The sequence below is a fragment of the Hydrogeniiclostridium mannosilyticum genome (genome assembly GCF_003268275.1).
In the GTDB taxonomy this organism is placed as follows: domain Bacteria; phylum Bacillota; class Clostridia; order Oscillospirales; family Acutalibacteraceae; genus Hydrogeniiclostridium; species Hydrogeniiclostridium mannosilyticum.
On the sequence record NZ_QLYR01000005.1, the window covers coordinates 28,151 to 48,278 of the forward strand.

Genomic DNA, 20,128 nt, shown 5'->3' on the forward strand with positions numbered 1-20,128 from the left:
TAATGGAGCGGACATTTGGGGATTTTTTTGCAAATTATATGGATATTGGGCGGATTTCGCCCTCCATTCTTGAGAGCAAAATTCATCAGCTGCAGATTGAGGCAGAGGAGCGCCGCTTGACGCTGGGGCTGTCCTTTGCCGGGCTGGTTGATGACGCTGCGCTTATACAGGCGGAAAGGGAATTGCTGGGTTGCAAAAAATTAAAGCTGGACCGGGTAACGGTGCGCCCCAAATTCCCCCCGGCTGTATTTTCCGCCGAGTGCTTTGAGGGGCTAGTTCGGCGCGCCAAGCAGCAGGATTCCAGTATCAATGGTTCCTTTACAGAGGCAGAGGCCCGGGTTGAAGGGGAACGGCTGCGGATAACCCTGCGGCATGGCGGGGAAGCGCTTTTGCGGGCCCGCCATGTGGACCGCCTTCTGCAGCGATTGGTTGAAGAGGAATTTGGCCTGCTGGTTCAGATTGAGTTTGACGGTGTGGTGGAGGCTGAAAGGGTACAGCCGGTGTCCGCTGGCAGTTATTCGCCCGCTGCGTTTGCACCGCAGGAGCGGGCGAAGCCGAAAGGTCCTTCGCCCGCCGGCCAGGCTAAGCCGGCGCAGCATGCGGTTGCCTCTAAGAGCCGCCGGGAAGTTGAGGTGCGCGAAGGTGCTACGCTTATGCCGGCGATACTTCCGGAAACGGCGAGGGATATTCATGGCAAGGTAGGTAAAGGGGCGCCGGTTCCCATTGAGAAGGTGACACCGGATATTGGCAGCACCATCATCTGGGGTGAGATTTTTGCTTTGGAAACGAAAGTAACACGTGATAAGAGCAGGAAAATCTATTCTATCAATATAACGGATTACACCGGGTCAATGACACTCAAGGTTCTGCAGGATGCCAACCAGTGCCGCCAGCTGGATACACTGAGCGTTGGGACAAGCATCATTGCCCGCGGCATTGTGGAATATGATAAGTATGACCGCGAGGTGGTCCTTAGGCCCAGAGGCATCGCAACAGTGGAGCAGGTTAAGGTCAAGGACCTAGCCTCCGAAAAACGTGTAGAGCTGCATTTACATACCAATATGTCCAGCATGGACGGCGTAAACGCCGCTGGCAGCCTGATCGCCAGGGCGGCAGCTTGGGGGCATCCGGCTGTGGCTATTACGGACCACGGAGTGGCACAGGCGTTTCCGGATGCTATGAATGCCGCGGCCAAGATAAAATCCAAGGGCGGTAATATTAAGGTTATTTATGGCGTAGAGGCTTATTTTGTCAATGATTTGGTTCCCGCCGTTAAAGGCGGAGACGTCCGGGGCCTGGAGGATGAATTTATTTCCTTTGATATCGAGACCACAGGCCTCAGCCCAAATCAGGAGCGGATTACAGAAATCGGTGCGGTCCGGTTAAGGGGCGGTGAAATTGTCGAGACCTTTAACACCTTTGTCGACCCGGAAAAGCCCATACCTGCAAAAATTACCGAGCTCACCGGCATTACGGATGCAATGGTGGCCGGAGCTCCGAAGGAAAAAGAGGCGATCCGCGCTTTTTATGATTTCTGCGGTGAAAACGCAGTGCTGATTGCTCATAATGCGGATTTTGACACCTCCTTTATTCGAATTGCGGCCCAACGGCATGGGATGGATTTTCCGTATACCTATATCGACACGGTTCCGATGTGCCGCTCGCTGTTGAAAGATATTAAGAACGTTAAGCTGGATACGGTAGCTAAATATTTGAAGCTGGACCCCTTCAACCATCATCGGGCCAGTGACGATGCCACCGTTCTCGGGAAAATTTTTGCGGCGTTGCTTACACGCCTGAAGGAGGACTATGGCGCCCAAACGGTTCAGGACATCAACACCTCGCTGAGCGGCGGCGATTATAAAAAATTACGCACCTACCATCAAATTATTCTGGTGAAAAACCTGGTAGGCCTGAAGAATTTATATAAGCTGATTTCTCTGTCCCACTTGAATTACTTCTTTAAAAAGCCGCGAATACCCAAAAGCGTTTTAATGCAATATCGCGAGGGGCTGTTGATTGGCAGCGCTTGTGAAGCGGGAGAGCTTTACAGAGCTGTCTTCAACGGGCAGCCGTGGGAGGAACTATGCCAGATTGCTAATTTTTACGATTATCTGGAAATTCAGCCCTTGGGCAATAATGCTTTTATGGTTCGGGAGGGTATGGTGCCGGATGAGGAAAAACTCAAGGAGTTCAACCGCACCATTGTTAAGCTGGGAGAAAAGCTGAACAAGCCGGTGGTTGCGACCTGTGATGTCCATTTTTTAGACCCTAAGGATGCGGATTACCGGAAAATATTAATGGCCAGCCAGGGCTTTTCGGATGCGGACCTGCAGGCGCCGCTCTATTTACGCACAACGGCGGAGATGTTGAAGGAATTTGAGTATCTGGGCAAGGAAAAAGCCTATGAGGTCGTTGTAAAAAATTCCAATCTCATTGCAGACATGACGGAGGAAATCCGCCCAATTCCGGAGGGGACCTATGCGCCGTTTATCGAGGGGGCAGAGGAGCAGCTTAATTCCATTTGCTGGAAGCGGGCCAAAGAGGTTTATGGCGACCCGTTGCCGGAGATTGTGCAGAAACGGCTGGACCGGGAACTGAGTTCCATCAATAAGCATGGCTTTTCAGTGCTGTATATGACGGCGCAAAAATTGGTAGCCGATTCAGAGGCGCATGGCTACCTGGTGGGCTCCCGCGGCTCCGTGGGCTCCTCGTTTGTTGCCAGTATGTCCGGTATTTCAGAGGTAAATCCGCTGGAACCGCATTATATCTGCCCTAAGTGCAAGCATAGTGAATTTATTACAGACGGCAGCTATGGCTCCGGGTTTGACCTGCCGCCGAAAAAATGCCCGGTCTGCGGAACGGATTATAACAGGGATGGCCACACCATTCCGTTTGAGACCTTCCTCGGCTTTGACGGCGATAAAACCCCGGATATCGATCTCAACTTCTCCGGCGAATATCAAAGCGGTGCGCACCGCTACACAGAGACGCTCTTTGGTAAGGACCACGTGTTTAAGGCCGGCACCATCGCTACCGTAGCGGATAAAACGGCTATCGGCTATGTGAAAAAATATGAGGAGGAAAAGGGCGTTGTCTACCACCGTGCCGAGGAGCTGCGCTTGGCGCAGGGGTGCACCGGCATCAAACGGACGACCGGCCAGCATCCCGGTGGCATGGTAGTGGTGCCAAAGGGCTATGAGATCTATGATTTCTGCCCCGTACAGCACCCTGCAAATGATCAAAACTCGGATAATATCACTACGCACTTTGACTTTCATTCCATCCATGATACCATCTGTAAGCTGGACGAACTCGGGCACGATGTCCCGACGATCTATCATTATCTGGAGGAGTATACCGGCATCCCGGTGATGGATGTTTCCATGAGCGATCCGGAGGTCATGTCACTGTTCAATTCAACGGAAGCAATCGGTGTCAAACCGGAAGATATTGACTCCGAAACAGGAACACTTTCCCTGCCGGAGCTGGGGACGCCCTTTGTCCGTCAAATGCTGCTGGATTCAAAGCCGAAGACGTTTTCGGACTTGCTGCAGATTTCCGGCCTTTCACATGGAACCGATGTTTGGCTGGGTAACGCACAGGATTTGATTAAAAGCGGTACCTGTACCATCTCCGATGTAATTGGTACGCGCGACAGCATTATGACCTATTTGCTGCTCAAGGGCCTGGAGCCGAAAATGGCGTTTAAGATTATGGAAATCACCCGTAAAGGTAAAGCCCCGGTGCTTTTGACCGATGAGCATAAAAAAGCTATGCGGGAACATAACGTGCCGGAATGGTATATCGAATCCTGCCTGAAAATTAAATACATGTTCCCTAAAGCGCATGCGGCGGCTTACATGATCTCGGCTCTACGGCTCGGCTGGTATAAGGTGCATCGTCCGGTCGAATATTACGCCGCTTATTTTACCGTGCGCGGAGAAGATTTTGACGGTGCCGTCGTCATGCAAGGACATGAGGCGGTGCGCAGGAAAATGAAGGAAATTACAATGAAGGGTAAGGAAGCCTCTGCCAAAGAAGAAGCTGCGCTTTCTACGTTCCAGATTATCAATGAAATGCTGGCCCGTGGCATCGAGGTTCTGCCGGTTGATCTTTATCTTTCCGATGCCAAGCGTTACCAGGTGGAGGACGGGAAAGTCCGGCTGCCCTTTTCATCGCTGTCCGGCGTCGGGGAGGCGGCTGCTCAGAGCCTGGCTGACGCGAGGGCCGGTGGAGAATATATCTCTATTGACGACTTGCAGACGCGCAGCAAGGTCTCCAAGGCGGTTATCGAAACGCTGCAGGAAGCCGGGGCGCTCAAGGGGCTGCCGGCCAGTTCGCAGATGACCCTGTTTTAAATTATTGGTTGACAAGAATAGTTTAATTTGTTATTATATTAGCGTACTAAAGCGAAAGCGGTGAAGGACCGATGAAAAAATATAATAAAGTAACACCGGAGGGTACAAAGGACCTTTTGTTTGAGGAGTGTTCGGCCCGTAAAGAGGTAGAGCAGCTGCTCTCGGGTGTGTTTGAGTCGCGGGGATTTCATGGGGTGGTTACCCCAGGCTTCGAGTTTTATGACGTATTTGATCCGGCTGTCTCGGGCATTGCGCCTGAAATCATGTATAAAATGACGGATCACAAGGGACGGCTAATTGTAATGCGGCCGGATTCCACCATGCCGATTGCCCGTCTGATGGCTACGCGCCTGCAGAACCTGCCTAAGCCAGTGCGGCTGTATTATACGCAGACGGTGTGCCGCAACCACCCAAGCCTGACGGGCCGCAGCGACGAGGTGATGCAGACAGGGGTCGAGCTTTTGGGCGCGGCCGGCCGTAGAGCGGATTTAGAGACAGTTGTGACGGCGGTGGAGTGTCTTTCAAAGTGCCTGCCGGATTTCCGGCTGGAGCTGGGGCACGCGGGCTTTTTCCGAGCGATTGCCTCTGAACTTCCCATCAGCGCGGATTTGCGTGAGGATATCCGTCTGAGCATTGAAGCGAAGAATTATGCGGCGCTTAATACTATATTGGACGGCTTAGAGCCCTCTTTACCAGTGGCTGCTATGCGCCGCCTGCCGCGCCTCTTCGGCGGGGAGGATGTTTTTGAGCAAGCGGCTCCGCTCTGCACCAACCCGCAGTCGGAGGAGATGCTCTCCTATCTCCATGATCTTTATAAGGCCCTGACGGAGCTTGGCCTGGGTGATAAATTAATTGTGGACCTAGGGTTGGTGCAGAGGAACGACTATTATACCGGCATTGTATTTAGTGCCTACACAGAGGCCTGCGGCGAGGCGATTCTGCGCGGCGGCCGCTATGACAACCTGCTCGCGGGTTTTGATATGCCCATGCCCGCCATCGGCTTTTCTATCAATGTGGATGCGATTGCCGAAGGCCTTCTGAGCGCCGGGAAACTTCATAAAAAAACCAGCATCGACGTTCTAGTTCATGCGGAGCCCGGCTGTGAGGTCCGGGCGATGCTTTATGCCGCGGAGCTGGTAGAGCAGGGCTTGAAGTGTGAAAACTCTCTCTGTGATGACCGTCCGGCAGCATTGGCGTACGCGCGCCAGCAGGGAATAGCCCGTGTGGATTTTGTGGGGAGGCAAATTGAAAAAGCAGAAATGAAATGAGGGGCGAAGTAAAATGAAGCCATTAAGAATTGCGCTGACGAAAGGCCGTCTGGAAAAAGACACGGTAGCCCTGTTGGAAAAGATCGGCCTGGATTGTGAAGCGGTTAAAAATAAAGGCCGCAAGCTGATATTGCCCGTCGGCAGCGGACAATATGAGGTCGTTCTGGCGAAGGCGGCGGATGTCATTACCTATGTGGAGCACGGTGTCTGCGATTTGGGTGTTGTCGGCAAGGACACCATTACGGAGTATGGCGGCAGCTATTATGAGGTGCTGGACCTGGGCTTCGGCCGCTGCCGGTTTGCAGTGGCCGCGCCAAAGGGGGCGGATTTCTGGTCCGGCTACTCCGCAAAGACCATTGCGACCAAATACCCGAACATTGCCCGCAGTTTTTTTGAAAGCCGCGGCATGGATGTCCGTATTATCAAAATAGAGGGGTCGGTAGAATTAGCGCCTCTGCTTGGGCTCTCCGATGCGATTGTAGACATTGTAGAAACCGGATCTACTCTGAAGGAAAATGGGCTCGAGGTCGTGGAAACCATTTGTAATATATCGGCAAGATTGATTGTCAATACCGCCGGCCTTAAGCTAAGGAAGCAGGAAATTGAACAGCTGTTGGATCAATTGGAGCGGGCAAATCAGCAGTAAAAAAAGTATTTTGGAAAGGGGAGAAAAGGCGAGCTCCGCCGAGTGCTGGAGCCGCTGCCTAGTGATGATACAAATCTTTTCAAACGCCGTGGAGGGCCGTTGTTATTTGGAGCAGCTTAAACAGAGAAGCCGGGAAACCGGAAAGGAAGTGGAGGCTGCGGTATCTCAAATCATCGAAAAGGTCCGTGTAAAGGGGGACGAAGCCGTCCGGGAGTATTCGCTCCGCTTTGACGGCGGCGTGCCGGAGCAGCTGGAGATTGGCCGCGAGGAGATGGAACGCCTCAGTAATACCTGCGACCCTGATTTTTTGGCGGCACTGCGGCGGGCAGCAAAAAACATCAGTGAGTTTCATGCCCGTCAGAAGCAGCAAAGCTGGCTGGAGACCAGGGAGGACGGCGTTATTCTGGGGCAGCGCATCCGTGGGCTGGAACGTGTCGGCATCTACGTCCCAGGCGGTACGGCGGCTTATCCCTCTTCCGTACTGATGAATGCGATTCCGGCCAAGATTGCCGGGGTTCGGGAAATTGTCATGGCGACCCCGGCGAAAAACGGGATTCCCAATCCAGACATCATGGCAGCGGCGCTGGTGGCCGGCGTAGACCGTGTATTCCTAATGGGCGGCGCTCAAGCAGTGGCCGCACTGGCCTTTGGTACAAACAGCATTCCCAAAGTGGATAAAATTGTCGGCCCTGGCAATATCTTTGTAGCAACAGCCAAAAAACAGCTTTACGGAACAGTGGATATAGATATGATCGCAGGCCCCAGCGAAATCTTGGTGTTGGCCGACGAAACGGCAAACCCGGTCTATTTGGCTGCAGACCTGATGAGCCAGGCGGAACACGACGTCATGGCTTCCGCTATTTTACTGACCACCTCCGTAGCTTTGGCGGAGCAGACGGCAGCAGAGCTGGAGCGGCAGTCGGCAGGACTTTCTAGAAATGAGATTATCAGCCGTTCTATCCGCGATTTCGGCGCGGTGATTGTCTGTGAGAGCATGGCAGAGGCTGTCGCGTTAGCCAATGAGGCCGCACCGGAACACCTGGAGGTTTGCGCCGCAAACCCGATGGAGTACATCGGCAGAATTAATAATGCCGGCTCGGTTTTCCTGGGAAATTATGCGCCGGAACCGCTCGGCGACTACTATGCCGGGCCAAATCACGTTTTGCCCACCAGCGGGACGGCGCGCTTTTTCTCACCGCTCTCCGTTGACAGCTTTATAAAGAAATCGAGCTTTATTTACTACACGAAGGAGGCGCTTCAGGCCGCCGGCGATGATATTGTCCGTCTGGCGGAAGCGGAGGGCCTAACCGCTCATGCAAACTCTATTCGGGTTCGCCAAAAGGACTGAGCGTGCTTCTACAGGAAAGGAAGAGGGGAAATGTATCAGCTCAATGAAAAAATTAGGGATTTAAAGCCCTATGACCCAATTTCAGGAGATTATGCCATCCGTTTGGATGCCAACGAGTCCTTTCTGCCGCTTCCGGACTCGGTGCTTGCTGAAATGGCGGAGGCGGTTCAGCAAATTCCTTATAACCGTTATCCCGATCCGCTCGCATCGGCGCTTTGCCAAAGCTTTGCCGAGGCTTACTGCCTGTCCCCGGAACTGGTTACGGCTGGGAACGGTTCAGATGAGTTGATTTCCATGATCTGCACCGCTTTTCTGATGCGTGGAGAGCGAGCCATGACTGTGGAACCAGACTTTTCCATGTACCGCTTTTATGCGGCGCTGTCTGAGGCGGAGGTGATTTGCTTTCATAAAGATGACGGCTTAAAAATAAATACCGACGCGCTTATTCGGGCGGTTTGCGAACAAAAGGTCCGCTTGCTACTCTTTTCCAATCCCTGCAACCCAACCTCGCTGGGCCTTAAAAAGGAGGATGTTCGAAAATTGGTGCGTTCAGTTCCAGCGTTGGTGGTTCTGGACGAGGCGTACATGGATTTCTGGGATCAGAGCCTGCTGCAGGAGGTAGAAGATTATGATAACCTGCTGATTCTGCGGACCTGTTCAAAAGCACTGGGCATGGCGGGAATACGCCTGGGCTTCGCAGTTGCCAACCCAACCATTACGAATGCGCTGAGAGCGGTAAAATCCCCTTATAATGTCAATGCCCTGACTCAGGCACTCGGTGTGCTGGCCTTAAGAAAGCGGGCGTGGGAGCAGGCGGCCCGCGAGGAAATTTTAGCTTCAAAGCATGCGCTTTATCAGCGCTTGAAGGAACTGGAGCTTCGATACCCCAGTGAAATGAGACTATTTGAGAGCTGCACTAATTTTGTGTTTGTGAAAATGAAGCGGAGCAGGGCTGTTTTTGAGGCGCTGCTGCAAAAGGGAATTGCCGTCCGCTTTATGGGGGATTATTTGCGTATAACAGCAGGGTCCCCGGCGGAAAACGCCGCTTTTTTGACCGCTTTCGAGGAGGCTTTAGTATGAAGGCTGTTCGGTTGTCCCGAAAAACAAGGGAGACAGATATTGCGCTTGAGTTGGACCCCGCAGGGGGCGCCGTGGAGATTTCTACCGGAATCGGCTTTTTTGACCACATGCTGACGGCTTTTGCTGTACATGGGGGCTTCGGGCTCAGGGTTCGAGTACAGGGGGACTTGGAGGTTGACGGACACCATACGGTAGAGGATACAGGGATTGTGCTTGGCCGGGCGTTCGCAGAGGCTTTGGCGGATAAATCCGGTATTGCACGCTTCGGTAGTTTCTACATACCGATGGATGAAGCGCTGGCTTTTGCGGCGGTTGATGTGAGCGGCCGCCCTTTCCTGGAGTTCCGGGCAGCATTTTCCCAGGCTGTCTGTGGGCAGTACGATGTTTGTCTGACGGAGGAATTTTTTAGGGCCTTTGCGGCGAATGCCGCGGTTACCCTGCATGTACGGGTAGAGTATGGAAAAAATGCCCATCATGAGGTAGAGGCAGTATTCAAGGCTTGCGCACACGCGCTGCGGTTGGCGTTGGCGCCTAAAGAGGGGCTTCTGTCCACTAAAGGCGTTTTATAAAAAAGAGGATTTTCTGCCCTCCTGAATGAAAAGAAAGAAGCAGAAACCGGCGCATACCTTTAAATTTAATTGAAACAAGTAAAAAGCGGAGGAAAAGATATGATTATACTCCCGGCGATTGATATAATGGACGGGCAGTGCGTCCGTCTGGTGCGCGGCGACTACGGAACCGCTCATAAGGTAGCGGAAGATGCCGTCGCGGTGGCTCAGGCCTTTGAAAAAAGCGGGGCGGAGTGGCTTCATATGGTGGATCTGAACGGGGCGGTAGCAACAGAGCCAGTCAATTCCGAATTGCTGATGCAGGTTTTAAACAGCTGCCGCTTAAAGGTTGAACTGGGCGGCGGGATTCGTTCCATGGAGACCGTTGATTTTTACCTGTCACAGGGGGTTTCTCGGGTAATCCTTGGTTCTGCAGCGTTGAAAGATCCTGCCTTGGTGAAAAAGGCGGTCCGAAAATATGGGGAGAGGGTCGCTGTGGGCATCGACGCCAAAAACGGGTTTGTTGCCGCGGAGGGCTGGACACAAACCTCCGATGTTTCCTATCTGGATCTTGCAAAGCAAATGGAGGCTATCGGCGTACAGTACTTAATCTTTACGGATATTTCACGGGATGGAATGCTCACTGGCCCCAATATCGAGATGCTGGCGGAATTGGAGCACACGGTTTCTTGCAGGGTAATCGCCAGCGGCGGCGTCAGTTCCGCAGACGATATCAGGGCGTTGGCTGGATTGAACCTGTACGGCGCCATTTGCGGCAAGGCGTTATATACGGGTGACCTAAATCTGGATGAGGCTGTTGCAATTGGAAGGGGTGTGGCCTGAATGGAAACATATGCTTTTATAGACGGTTATTTTCAAAAATCCGAGTTGCTCCCCGCAATTATTCAGGAGGATGGGAGCGGAGAGGTGCTGATGCTGGCGTATATGAACCGGGAATCCTTTCAAAAAACACTTGAAACCGGTTATACCTGGTTTTACAGCCGCTCACGCAAGGAGCTCTGGAATAAAGGCGCAACCTCCGGCCATCTGCAAAAGGTTGTGTCCATCTATGGAGACTGTGACCAGGACACGCTTCTGGTAACCGTTAAGCAAACCGGAGCGGCCTGCCATACGGGCAGCCACAGCTGTTTTTTTAATCGAATTGTCGGGAAAGGTGAGCAGGAATGAAAGAGAATGTTTTAGCAGAGCTTTATCAAACGGTTGAACAGAGAAAAGCAGAAGAACAGGAAGGCTCCTATACCTGTTATCTGTTTGAAAAAGGCCTTGACAAAATTCTGAAAAAGTGCGGCGAAGAGTGCAGTGAAGTTATTATTGCCGCGAAAAATGGCGATAATCAAGAGACGGTTCTGGAAATTTCGGATCTGCTTTATCATTTGACGGTATTAATGGTTAACGAGGGAATTTCTCTGGCCGATGTTGAGGCTGAACTTGAAAAGCGCAGCAAAAAAACAGGCAATTTGAAGCAGTTTCACCAAGTGGATAAAAATTCATAGGGGAATGCTTCTGTACGTGAATCATGGGTGTATGGCTGCACCTGTGATTTTTCGTTGCACCGGCCTTTTCGGTACATTGGGGGCGCCGTACAGCGCCTCTGCATTCAGGTTTTGATCGGATTGGGGACAAGGAGCGCGGGATGTGTCCGTGCGGCAGAAGCAAAAAAGCCCGGACATTAAAGAAGGGTTTCATATAAATTTTCGTTGCATTCAGTGTCAGGGGCTCTTATAATAGAGTAGAATTAAGCTGGTAATGAAAACGCTAGTAAAAATTAATTTGGGGGGCGGTTATATGGCAGAGGATAAGTTCCGTCGTTCTTTTAAGATGCCCTTCCACAACACCTTGGGACTCGCCGTTTACAACTGCGGTATTCAGCGCTGTGGGCCCGGTCATGCTTGGGGCCCGGCTCTGCGGGATCATTTTTTAATTCATTGCATAACGAAGGGTAAAGGTACGTTTACTTTTAACGGGCAGAGCAGGCAACTGGCAACGGGAGATGGCTTCCTGGTGGTGCCGGACAGGATTGTCACCTATCAGGCGAATACCGAGGACCCCTGGGAATATTGCTGGGTGGGGTTTAACGGGAGCGATGCCAAACGCTGGATTCTTCAGACCGGGATCTCGGAAGAAGAGCCGGTATTTCATTTCGGAGAGAACCATGAAATACCAGATGCTCTGCAGGAAATCTGTAATACATCGGCCTCTCTGCCCGGGGACGAGGCCAGAATGCAGGCAAGGCTTTTACTTTTTTTGGCTGCGTTGATGGATCAGTACGGCTCGGTGGCTTCCGTTCATACGGAAGGATACGAATACGTTCAAAAGGCGGTACATTTTATAGAGTGCAACTATTCCAGGGATATTGGAATTGATATGGTGGCGGCGAGCGCCGGCATCAGCAGAAGCCATTTGTACCGGTTGTTTATGGACCATATCTCCATTTCTCCGAACGAATATCTTACCCGTCACCGTATTCAAAAGGCGGTTGCACTGCTTGAAACCGGTCGGTTTTCAGTGGGTGAGGTAGCCTACTCCACCGGCTTTTCTGATCAGCTTTATTTTTCACGCGTCTTTAAAAAATACCAGGGTGTTCCCCCAAGCCAATATTTGTCAAAGGAGCGCACGAAGAAGGAGGAGCAGTAATTCATGGATGAGACAATGAACAAGCTTTCCCAATGGGAAAAAGCAGTTGGTGAATATGAGGCGTTGGAATGGGAGCGCATGCCTGAGATTTATTTGTATATGGACCAGGTTTTGACCTTTATGGACAAACAGCTCGACCTGTTCAAACGGGAAGGGAAGGACGGGCTGCTGACTTCAAGCATGATTAATAATTATGTGAAGGACGGCGTGCTTCCCAGGCCGGAGCAGAAGAAATATGCCAAGGAGCATTTGGCATTGCTGACGATGATTTGCGTTCTCAAGCCTGTTCTGTCCATTCCCGATATTTCTACCCTTCTTCAATTGCTGTTGAAGGAGGCGCCGGAAAAAGACGTCTATCTTCATTTTTGCAAGGCGCAGACAGCGGTTTTAAAGGAGATTTCAAGCCGGGTGACAACGCAGGTAGACGGTGAAAAAAACGCAGATTTAATCCGTTTGGCCATGGAGCTTTCCATTGAGGCGGCGGCCCGGCGCTCAGCGGCAGAGCATATCCTGAGTGCATTATATGAGGGACGCAGCGGCGGTGAAGAGAAAAAATAAGTGGCTGTTTAAGGCGTGAAGAGCCCTAACGGCCGCAATTTATGATTTGCCGGAATATCAGGGGTTTTAGCCGGGGATTTCTGCAAATTCGCCGTTTTTTCGATTCCAGCTTGAATTTCAATGAATTTCACGGTATAATATTTTTTAAGCGGCATACGCCATTTAAGACTGAAAAATGTCATTACGGGGCTTCGCCTCGCAATGACATTTTTCAAGCAGGGCGTTCTTTGTAACATGGCTCTGCTTATATATGTTGAATGGTTGTCACTGAACCATATGGTTTTTAACGACGAGCGCTATAGAATGAAGGGATGTATCGAGTATGTTTCCAATTGTAGGAAAGCGCAGGCTGAACGACACGATGACTCTAATGGTTGTCGAGGCTCCCTACATAGCCAGAAAGGCTCAGGCGGGGCAGTTTATTATTTTACGTGTCAACGAAACCGGAGAGCGGATTCCGCTGACCATTGCGGACTACGATCGCGAAAAGGGAACCGTCACTATTATTTTTCAAAAGGTTGGCAAAACCACCATGCTTTTGGATACGCTTAATGAGGGCGACGCTATTTTAGACTTTATCGGGCCCTTGGGAAAGGCCTCCGAGCTGGAGGGTTACCATAAGGCGGCTGTTATTGGCGGCGGCGCAGGCTGCGCCATTGCATACCCGCAGGCAAAGGCGTTGAAAAAGCTTGGAACGGCGGTCGATATGATTGCCGGCTTCCGCAGTGAGGACATCATCATTTTAGAGGATGAGATGCGCGCGGCGAGCGACCATTTATATTTAATGACGGATGACGGCTCTAACGGACATAAGGGCTTTGTGACAGACGCATTGAAGAAAAATATAGAGGCCGGCGCCGGCTACGATTTTGTCGTCGCTATTGGGCCGCTGCCGATGATGCGTGCGGTTTGCGCATTGACTAAGGAGTACGGGATCAAGACAATGATCAGCATGAACTCCATTATGATCGATGGAACCGGCATGTGCGGCGGATGCCGCCTGACTGTCGGCGGCGAGACAAAGTTTGCCTGTGTAGACGGCCCGGATTTTGACGGCCACGAGGTGGATTTTGACGAGGCAATCAAGCGCTCCAGAACTTACGCTGAACTTGAGAAAGAAGCGGCGCGCGAAGAAAATTGCCGTCTGATGGGAGGTGCTTCCAATGCCTAATATGTCCATGGTGAAAACGCCGATTCCTGAGCAGGAGCCCAATGTGCGCAACAAGAACTTTGATGAGGTCGCACTGGGGTATACCGAGGAAATGGCGATCAATGAAGCCGGACGTTGCCTGAATTGTAAGAACAGGCCATGTGTTACTGGCTGCCCGGTTAATATCCCGATTCCAGAGTTTATTGCTCATGTGGCCAAAGGCGAGTTTGAGGCCGCCTACGAAGTGCTGACGACAGCGACCTCTCTTCCGGCGGTTTGCGGCCGTGTTTGTCCGCAGGAGACGCAGTGTGAGAGCAAGTGTGTGCGTGGCATTAAAGGTGAGCCGGTTGCGATTGGGCGCCTGGAGCGCTTTGTGGCAGATTGGCATATGCAGCACAGCGTCAAAAAGCCGGAGAAAAAGGAATCAAACGGTCATCGGGTGGCTATTATCGGCGCGGGTCCGGCGAGCCTTACCTGCGCGGGTGATTTGGCAGCCAAGGGCTACAGTGTGACAATTTTTGAAGCGCTGCATACGGCCGGCGGGGTGCTGATGTATGGAATCCCTCAATTCCGCTTGCCGAAGGAAATTGTGCAAAAAGAAATTCAGGGATTACGTGACCGAGGGGTTACCATTAACACCGACATGGTTATTGGAAAGGTTCTTACGATAGACGAGCTCTTTGAAATGGGCTTTGAGGCGGTCTTTATTGGCAGCGGCGCAGGACTGCCCAATTTTATGGGCATACCGGGCGAGGGCCTGGTTGGGACCTACTCCGCAAATGAATTTCTCACGCGCGTCAATTTGATGAAGGCCTACCGTCCGGAATACGACACGCCGATTGTCCGCCCGAAGAACGTTGCGGTTATCGGCGGCGGAAATGTCGCGATGGATGCTGCCAGAACAGCAAAAAGGCTGGGTGCGGAAAACGTTTATATTGTCTACCGCCGCAGTGAGGAGGAAATGCCTGCCCGTAACGAGGAGATCCACCATGCGAAAGAGGAAGGCGTTATTTTCCGCCTCTTGTGCAATCCGGTGGAGATTCACGGGGATGAGAACGGCAAGGTCTGTTCTTTGGAATGCGTGGAGATGGAGCTGGGCGAGCCGGATGCTTCCGGCAGGCGCCGTCCGGTTGAGAAGCAGGGATCTAACTTTAAACTCGATGTGGATTGCGCAATCATCGCTATTGGAAACCGCCCCAACCCATTGATTTACAGCAATACGCATGGCTTGGAGGCCAATAAGAAAGGCTGCATCCTGGTGGACGAGGAAACAATGGCTACAACGCGGCCGGGCGTTTTTGCTGCGGGCGATGCGGTTAGCGGTGCGGCGACTGTTATTTTGGCCATGGGCGGCGGAAAAAAGGCGGCTGCTTCGATTGATGCATACATTCAAAATAAGGGCTGCTAAAGATAAAAACGTAAATGCGCTTTAGCTGGAACAAAAAGATAGAAAAGAACCCTCTGGCACAGACCAGAGGGTTCTTTATAATAAACAGGCTGGGAGTTTAAGCCTGACGGGCGGTGAGGCAGCAGGCAAGCTACCCGGGCACAGTTGGATTTTTAATATAGAGATAGCTGTTGCCGCGTTTCCCGGTTCGCTCCACGGCGCCAGCCCAATTCAGAGTATATAGGGCTTTTTGCGCGTCGGCTTTGGAGACGCCGGCACAACGGCTTAAATCCGTGGTGGTAAACGGTGTGGGAAGACTGTTCGGTAAAAAATGTGCATAGTCGCGTAAAGAAAAAATGCCTACCTCCTTGAGCAGCGCGGTGGGGAGCCGGTCATAACGCGCGTTTCGCCGGTCGCCTTTCATGCGGTATTCCTCCGTTTGCAAAAGAGCAATGAGAAAGTGCAGGTTGGGACGCCGTAAATATTCACGAATAGACATTAGTTCCTGAAAAATCTGCCATTCATCCGCATGGCGCCGGTCTTTTCTGCGTCCGCTTAACACGCCGCTTTCAGGGTCAAAATGGGAAACCCATCTGACAGAAGCAACAGGATAGATTATTGTGACCTCATAGGAATTTAAAAAGGCATCCAGCTTTTTCTTCATGGACGAGAATGCCTGAGTCTGGATTTCGAGAATCATGCCGTCACCTGTGACGGCATCGGCTACATAAGGGCCAATGTGAATTTCGTGCAGTGTTTCATCCGGCTGATAATAATTTTTTAAGACGGCATGAATGCCCTTTTCGCCCAGGGTACCGATGCCGTTTTTTCCACGGAGCCCGTATTGCATGCACAATTCTTCAAAATTTTTTGTATTCATGCTGTTTACTCCTAAAAACAGGGATAATAAGGAAAGGATCTGGTAAATTAATATTTTAAGAAAGAACTAAGATTTTTGTAAGGCAAGAGAAAAAATATTTATGTAGAATACAGATGCTCTGTATTCAGGCGGAATAAGCCATACCGCCATTTGTGCGGGGTAATCAATCCAGCGGAGAAATGAGGACGGTTTGAATATGGTAAGGCAAAGGAAACCTGTTAGAAAAAAACGAAGATGGATTCCGGTCTGCGGTTTACTGCTCTGCTTAGCAGTGTTTTTTGGCTGGAACGAGCTGGGGGAAAAGCTCGATACCCGTGAGACGACTGTTTGGAGAAATGGTACGACAGAGAGCATCGACGGGAATACGTTTTATAGTAAATATATGATCTTGGTAAGACTGAGTGATGGACAGACACTGCTGCAAAAAAACAGCCGGGAGCGTTTGTATCCGGCCTCTCTGACGAAGATGATGACAGCCATTGTCTGCCTGGAAAATGCAAGCGATTTAAACCGGCAGGTGCAGCTTTCTCCGGCGATGTTCGAACGCCTGCAGGCGGAAAATGCTTCGATGGCCGGGTTTCAACCGGGTGAAAGTGTGCCGGTTATAGATTTGCTGTACGGTATGATGCTGCCCTCCGGGGCGGAGTGCTGCGAGGGGATGGCCGATTATATTGCGGGGTCTGAGGCTGCGTTTGCCGCCCTGATGAACCAGAAGGCAAAGGATTTGGGAATGAAGGATACACATTTTGTAAATACCACGGGCCTTTATGATGAAGAACATTATTCCACTGCGTATGATTTATCTCTCTTATTGTCTTATGCATTGAACAATGAGTCCTTCCGCGCCATTTTTACCGCAAAAAGCTACACAACCACACCAACACAGCTGCACCCACAGGGAATGACGTTTTATAGCACGATGTTTAAGGAGATGGACACCGCTGCCTTTTCACAGGGAGAAATATTGGGCGGCAAAACAGGTTTTACCGATCAATCTGGCCTTTGCTTGGCTAGCTTGGCCGAGAAAGACGGGGAGGCCTATATTCTGGTTACAGCAGGTGCGCCGGGAAATCATGCAACAGAGCAATTCAATATCACGGATGCCTTTGCTGTTTATAACGGCTTTTGCTGAGTAGCGGGCGCCTGTTCCGGGAACAGCTGTTCAGTAATGTTGTCCATTTCAACACTGGAATCGCCATATTGATAAAGCAGGGCGCATAATCCCTTTTCTCCGGTAATAGGGGAGAAGGGATATATTTCTATATGGCTGTTTTTCTTTGAAACAGACGAATGACCCTTTTCAGCCCTACGGTAAGCTTCTATTGCGGCACGATAATATACATAAAGAGATTGGTTGAGCAGAGGAGGGATTCCCTTGGCATTCTCCCGGCTGAACAGGTCGTGGCGCATATACCATATTAGGTCGTGTTCCCCAGGCCAGAGAATTTGGGCGTATTCATACAAATAGCAGTGGAGGTCATATTTACCCCAGGTATTCCCCCAGCGGTCCAGACGGCTTAATTCCACAGCAAAACCCTCGAGAAAATGAAAGGGAGAAGCCGTTTTATTCAGCAAGTAGGACAGTGAGGCCCGAAAACGCCCACTGTTGTGCAGGCGTTCATTCAGAACCTCAATTTGTTTCAGGCGCAGTAAATCACTGTAAGATAATACATCTGTCTGTAAAACCTCGTAGGGCGCTTGCTCCTGGGCAACAATGCCGTAACGCCTCCCTTCCATTTCCATGGCGGATCCCTTCAGCACCTTGAGAAAACCCAGCTGAAGCATGTCTGCCTTCAGTGCGAAAACCTCATCGTAGGAACGGGCGAAGCGCTGATAATCCTCTAGCGGCAGCCCGGCAATAAGGTCCACATGAATGTGGGCGTTACCAGGGGCCAGCAGCTGCCCGACCTTTTGAAAAACAAGACGGTTGTTACAGCTACGGTGAATCGCCTCTAGGGTCTGCGCACAAGTTGATTGGATACCGACCTCAAATTGAAAGAGCTCCTTGCGGGCCGACTGGATCAAGGCGATTGTGGAATCTGCCAAAATGTCGGCGGCAATCTCAAAATGAAAATTGGTAACACCATTGTCGTTCTGAATCAGGTAGGACAAAATTCCATCCGCATGTGCCGGATTACAGTTAAAAGTTCGGTCCACAAATTTTACCTGACGGACCCCAGCCTGCAAAAAACGGCGTAAAAAACTGCAGGCCTGTGCCAAGGGAACAAAGCGGACCCCAGGCGTGAGGGCAGAGAGGCAATAGCTGCAATGAAAAGGGCATCCGCGGGAAGTCTCAAAATAGAGGATTTTATTTTTAACGGCGCTTAAGTCCTCGTAGGCAAAGGGCAGCGCGGCCAGGTCCATTGGTTTTGCGGGGTTGGTCTGATATATGGCTCCGCTTGCCCGGTAGGCAATCCCCGGTACATCTGTAGGATTGCCGCCCTCATTTAAGCTGCTTAAAAGCTGCCGGAAGGTTTCCTCGCCTTCACCGATGAGGACGAGATCAACCGCTGGGTTCTCCCGCAGGAAGCTGCTGCTATTGTAGCTAACCTCGGGGCCTCCAAGCCAGATATGCAGGGATGGCAGCAGCTTTTTTAGCTCCACGCAAAGCCGGCGTACAAGGCTGATGTTCCACAGATAGCAGGAAAATGCAACTACATCGGGTGCTTGCAGGTAAATCGAAGCGAGAATATCGTCAAACGGCTGGTTGATGGTGTATTCGGAAAGCGTTGCAGAAAAACCATATTGGCCGATGTAGGCGCGAATGGAACGCAGTGCCAGATTGGTGTGAATATATTTTGCATTGATTGCAGTCAGTAAAATTTTCATGATGTTTTGGGTTCCTTTACAAATTCTTTTATCACTATACCATGCCGGCCTAAAAACATCAAGCAGTGGGTATGCTAAAAAGTGTTAGGCTGTAAAAAAGGTTGATTTGGGCTTTTTAAGCACGTTTAGAGCCGTGGCAAGCGAAAAAATATGTTTACTACCAGAAATGTTTGCCTATCTCTTGAAATCGTCGTTTTATGTGTTATAATGAATAAAGAGTAAAAGCACGCTGTGTTGTTGCGCGCGTTTTTTACTTATGTATGCAACTGTAGCCCGGGGCGTATGGCGTTGCGCGGCTGCGGTCTGTGTTTCATAAGACGGATAAAAAAGGAGGTGGCATTGTGAACCCTGACCCTTTATGCGGCGGTCGATGGATGAAAAATAGAATAGGAGATGAGCACAATGCTATCTTATTTAAAAACGGTTGATGGCCGTATCACGAAGCTTTCAGCCTGTGAACCCGGCTGCTGGATTAGTTGCGTCGCTCCTCAGGAGGATGAAATCAATGGTTTAATTCGGGACTTTGGCATCGAACCTGATTTTTTTCGTGCGGCGATGGATGAAGAGGAATCTTCCCATATCGACATGGAAGACGGTAACACTTTAATTGTGATCGATATTCCGGTGATTGATAAAAACGGTAAAAATATCGTCTATTACACAACGCCTCTGGGCATTATCATTACCGAAAAAAATGTAATAACTGTCCTGAACGATGAAAATCCAATTATCGATGAGTTTGCAGAAGGCGTGGTTCGCGGGGTACAGACCAACTTGAAAACGCGTTTTATTCTGCACTTGATGTTCCGGATTGCAAATCGCTATTTGCAGTACCTGAAGCAAATCGATAAGGTGAGTAATTCTGTAGAGCGCAAGCTCCGCAAATCGATGAAGAACGCGGAACTAATTCAACTGCTGGATATTGAAAAATCCCTGGTTTACTTCTCGTCCTCACTCAAAGGGAACGAGATTACAATTGAAAAGATTATGCGCGGCCGGGCAATCAAGCTCTATGATGAGGATCAGGATTTGCTGGAGGATGTGCTGATTGAAGTGAAGCAGGCCATTGAGATGAGTAACATTTACCTGAACATTTTGTCGGGCACCATGGATGCGTTTGCGTCGGTTATCAGCAATAACTTGAATATTGTCATGAAGGTGCTGGCGTCTATTACGTTGATTATTTCTATCCCGACCGTTATTTCAAGCTTTTACGGAATGAACGTAGATGGGCTGCCGATGCCGCATTTTTGGTTCCCGCTTGCCCTTGCGGGAGTATGCATGTTTATCGCGTTCTTAATTTTGAGAAAAAAGGATATGTTTTGATAACAGAGAGGGAACTGCACGGCAGCTCCCTGTTTTGTATTTTGCTTGGGCGCATATTTTTTATTTCAGCGCATAGAATAAAGCGCCGGTAA

General features: G+C 50.7%; 17 protein-coding genes. 15 read left to right on the plus strand and 2 right to left on the minus strand.

Going from position 1 to position 20,128, the window contains the following annotated elements; translation table 11 throughout:
• The first annotated feature begins 2 nt into the window (after positions 1-2).
• From DPQ25_RS08700 to gltA, 13 genes are all read left to right on the plus strand, one after another.
• A complete protein-coding gene (locus DPQ25_RS08700; protein ID WP_407928161.1) occupies positions 3-4,361 on the plus strand; it encodes a PolC-type DNA polymerase III in 4,359 nt (1,452 codons plus the stop codon).
• Between the two features lie 71 nt (positions 4,362-4,432).
• Positions 4,433-5,629 (plus strand): ATP phosphoribosyltransferase regulatory subunit, encoded by a 1,197-nt coding sequence (gene hisZ / locus DPQ25_RS08705; protein ID WP_112332785.1) that lies wholly within the window; start codon positions 4,433-4,435, stop codon positions 5,627-5,629.
• A 13-nt stretch (positions 5,630-5,642) separates the two neighbouring features.
• Complete coding sequence (gene hisG / locus DPQ25_RS08710; protein WP_112332786.1) at positions 5,643-6,275, plus strand: ATP phosphoribosyltransferase; 633 nt, start codon at positions 5,643-5,645, stop codon at positions 6,273-6,275.
• A gap of 64 nt (positions 6,276-6,339) precedes the next feature.
• Positions 6,340-7,623 carry a histidinol dehydrogenase gene (hisD, locus tag DPQ25_RS08715; RefSeq protein WP_112332922.1) on the plus strand — a complete coding sequence of 428 codons (1,284 nt, stop codon included), beginning with the start codon at positions 6,340-6,342 and terminating at the stop codon, positions 7,621-7,623.
• Between the two features lie 30 nt (positions 7,624-7,653).
• A complete protein-coding gene (hisC, locus tag DPQ25_RS08720; protein ID WP_112332787.1) occupies positions 7,654-8,703 on the plus strand; it encodes a histidinol-phosphate transaminase in 1,050 nt (349 codons plus the stop codon).
• A complete protein-coding gene (gene hisB, locus DPQ25_RS08725; protein ID WP_112332788.1) occupies positions 8,700-9,272 on the plus strand; it encodes an imidazoleglycerol-phosphate dehydratase HisB in 573 nt (190 codons plus the stop codon). The genes hisC and hisB overlap by 4 nt, the downstream gene beginning before the upstream one ends.
• 99 nt (positions 9,273-9,371) lie before the next feature.
• Entirely contained in the window at positions 9,372-10,094 is a 723-nt protein-coding gene (gene hisA, locus DPQ25_RS08730; RefSeq protein WP_112332789.1) for a 1-(5-phosphoribosyl)-5-[(5-phosphoribosylamino)methylideneamino]imidazole-4-carboxamide isomerase, read from the plus strand.
• A complete protein-coding gene (gene hisI, locus DPQ25_RS08735) occupies positions 10,095-10,439 on the plus strand; it encodes a phosphoribosyl-AMP cyclohydrolase (RefSeq protein ID WP_112332790.1) in 345 nt (114 codons plus the stop codon).
• Positions 10,436-10,765 carry a phosphoribosyl-ATP diphosphatase gene (gene hisE, locus DPQ25_RS08740; RefSeq protein WP_112332791.1) on the plus strand — a complete coding sequence of 110 codons (330 nt, stop codon included), beginning with the start codon at positions 10,436-10,438 and terminating at the stop codon, positions 10,763-10,765. Before hisI ends, hisE begins: the two co-directional genes overlap by 4 nt.
• Positions 10,766-11,057: 292 nt before the next feature.
• Positions 11,058-11,906 (plus strand): AraC family transcriptional regulator, encoded by an 849-nt coding sequence (locus DPQ25_RS08745; RefSeq protein ID WP_112332792.1) that lies wholly within the window; start codon positions 11,058-11,060, stop codon positions 11,904-11,906.
• A gap of 3 nt (positions 11,907-11,909) precedes the next feature.
• Positions 11,910-12,464: a DUF1836 domain-containing protein gene (locus tag DPQ25_RS08750; RefSeq protein WP_112332793.1), complete on the plus strand. Its 555-nt coding sequence runs from the start codon at positions 11,910-11,912 to the stop codon at positions 12,462-12,464.
• A 322-nt stretch (positions 12,465-12,786) separates the two neighbouring features.
• A complete protein-coding gene (locus tag DPQ25_RS08755; protein ID WP_112332794.1) occupies positions 12,787-13,635 on the plus strand; it encodes a sulfide/dihydroorotate dehydrogenase-like FAD/NAD-binding protein in 849 nt (282 codons plus the stop codon).
• A complete protein-coding gene (gene gltA, locus DPQ25_RS08760; protein ID WP_112332795.1) occupies positions 13,628-15,022 on the plus strand; it encodes an NADPH-dependent glutamate synthase in 1,395 nt (464 codons plus the stop codon). The genes DPQ25_RS08755 and gltA overlap by 8 nt, the downstream gene beginning before the upstream one ends.
• A gap of 130 nt (positions 15,023-15,152) precedes the next feature.
• Here gltA and DPQ25_RS08765 read toward each other — a convergent pair whose 3' ends face one another.
• Positions 15,153-15,881, minus strand: a complete 729-nt coding sequence (locus DPQ25_RS08765) for a hypothetical protein (RefSeq protein ID WP_112332796.1) — start codon at positions 15,879-15,881, stop codon at positions 15,153-15,155.
• A gap of 196 nt (positions 15,882-16,077) precedes the next feature.
• On the opposite strand from DPQ25_RS08765, the gene DPQ25_RS08770 reads away from it, so the two are divergent.
• Positions 16,078-17,013: a D-alanyl-D-alanine carboxypeptidase family protein gene (locus DPQ25_RS08770; protein ID WP_112332797.1), complete on the plus strand. Its 936-nt coding sequence runs from the start codon at positions 16,078-16,080 to the stop codon at positions 17,011-17,013.
• Here the strand turns inward: DPQ25_RS08770 and DPQ25_RS08775 are convergent.
• On the minus strand, positions 16,995-18,710 hold the full coding sequence (locus DPQ25_RS08775; protein ID WP_112332798.1) for a B12-binding domain-containing radical SAM protein: 1,716 nt from the start codon (positions 18,708-18,710) through the stop codon (positions 16,995-16,997). The two genes, DPQ25_RS08770 and DPQ25_RS08775, sit on opposite strands and share 19 nt — an antisense overlap.
• A 402-nt stretch (positions 18,711-19,112) precedes the next feature.
• Here DPQ25_RS08775 and DPQ25_RS08780 point away from each other — a divergent pair, with 402 nt between their 5' ends.
• On the plus strand, positions 19,113-20,036 hold the full coding sequence (locus tag DPQ25_RS08780; protein ID WP_112332799.1) for a magnesium transporter CorA family protein: 924 nt from the start codon (positions 19,113-19,115) through the stop codon (positions 20,034-20,036).
• The last annotated feature ends 92 nt before the right edge of the window (positions 20,037-20,128 follow it).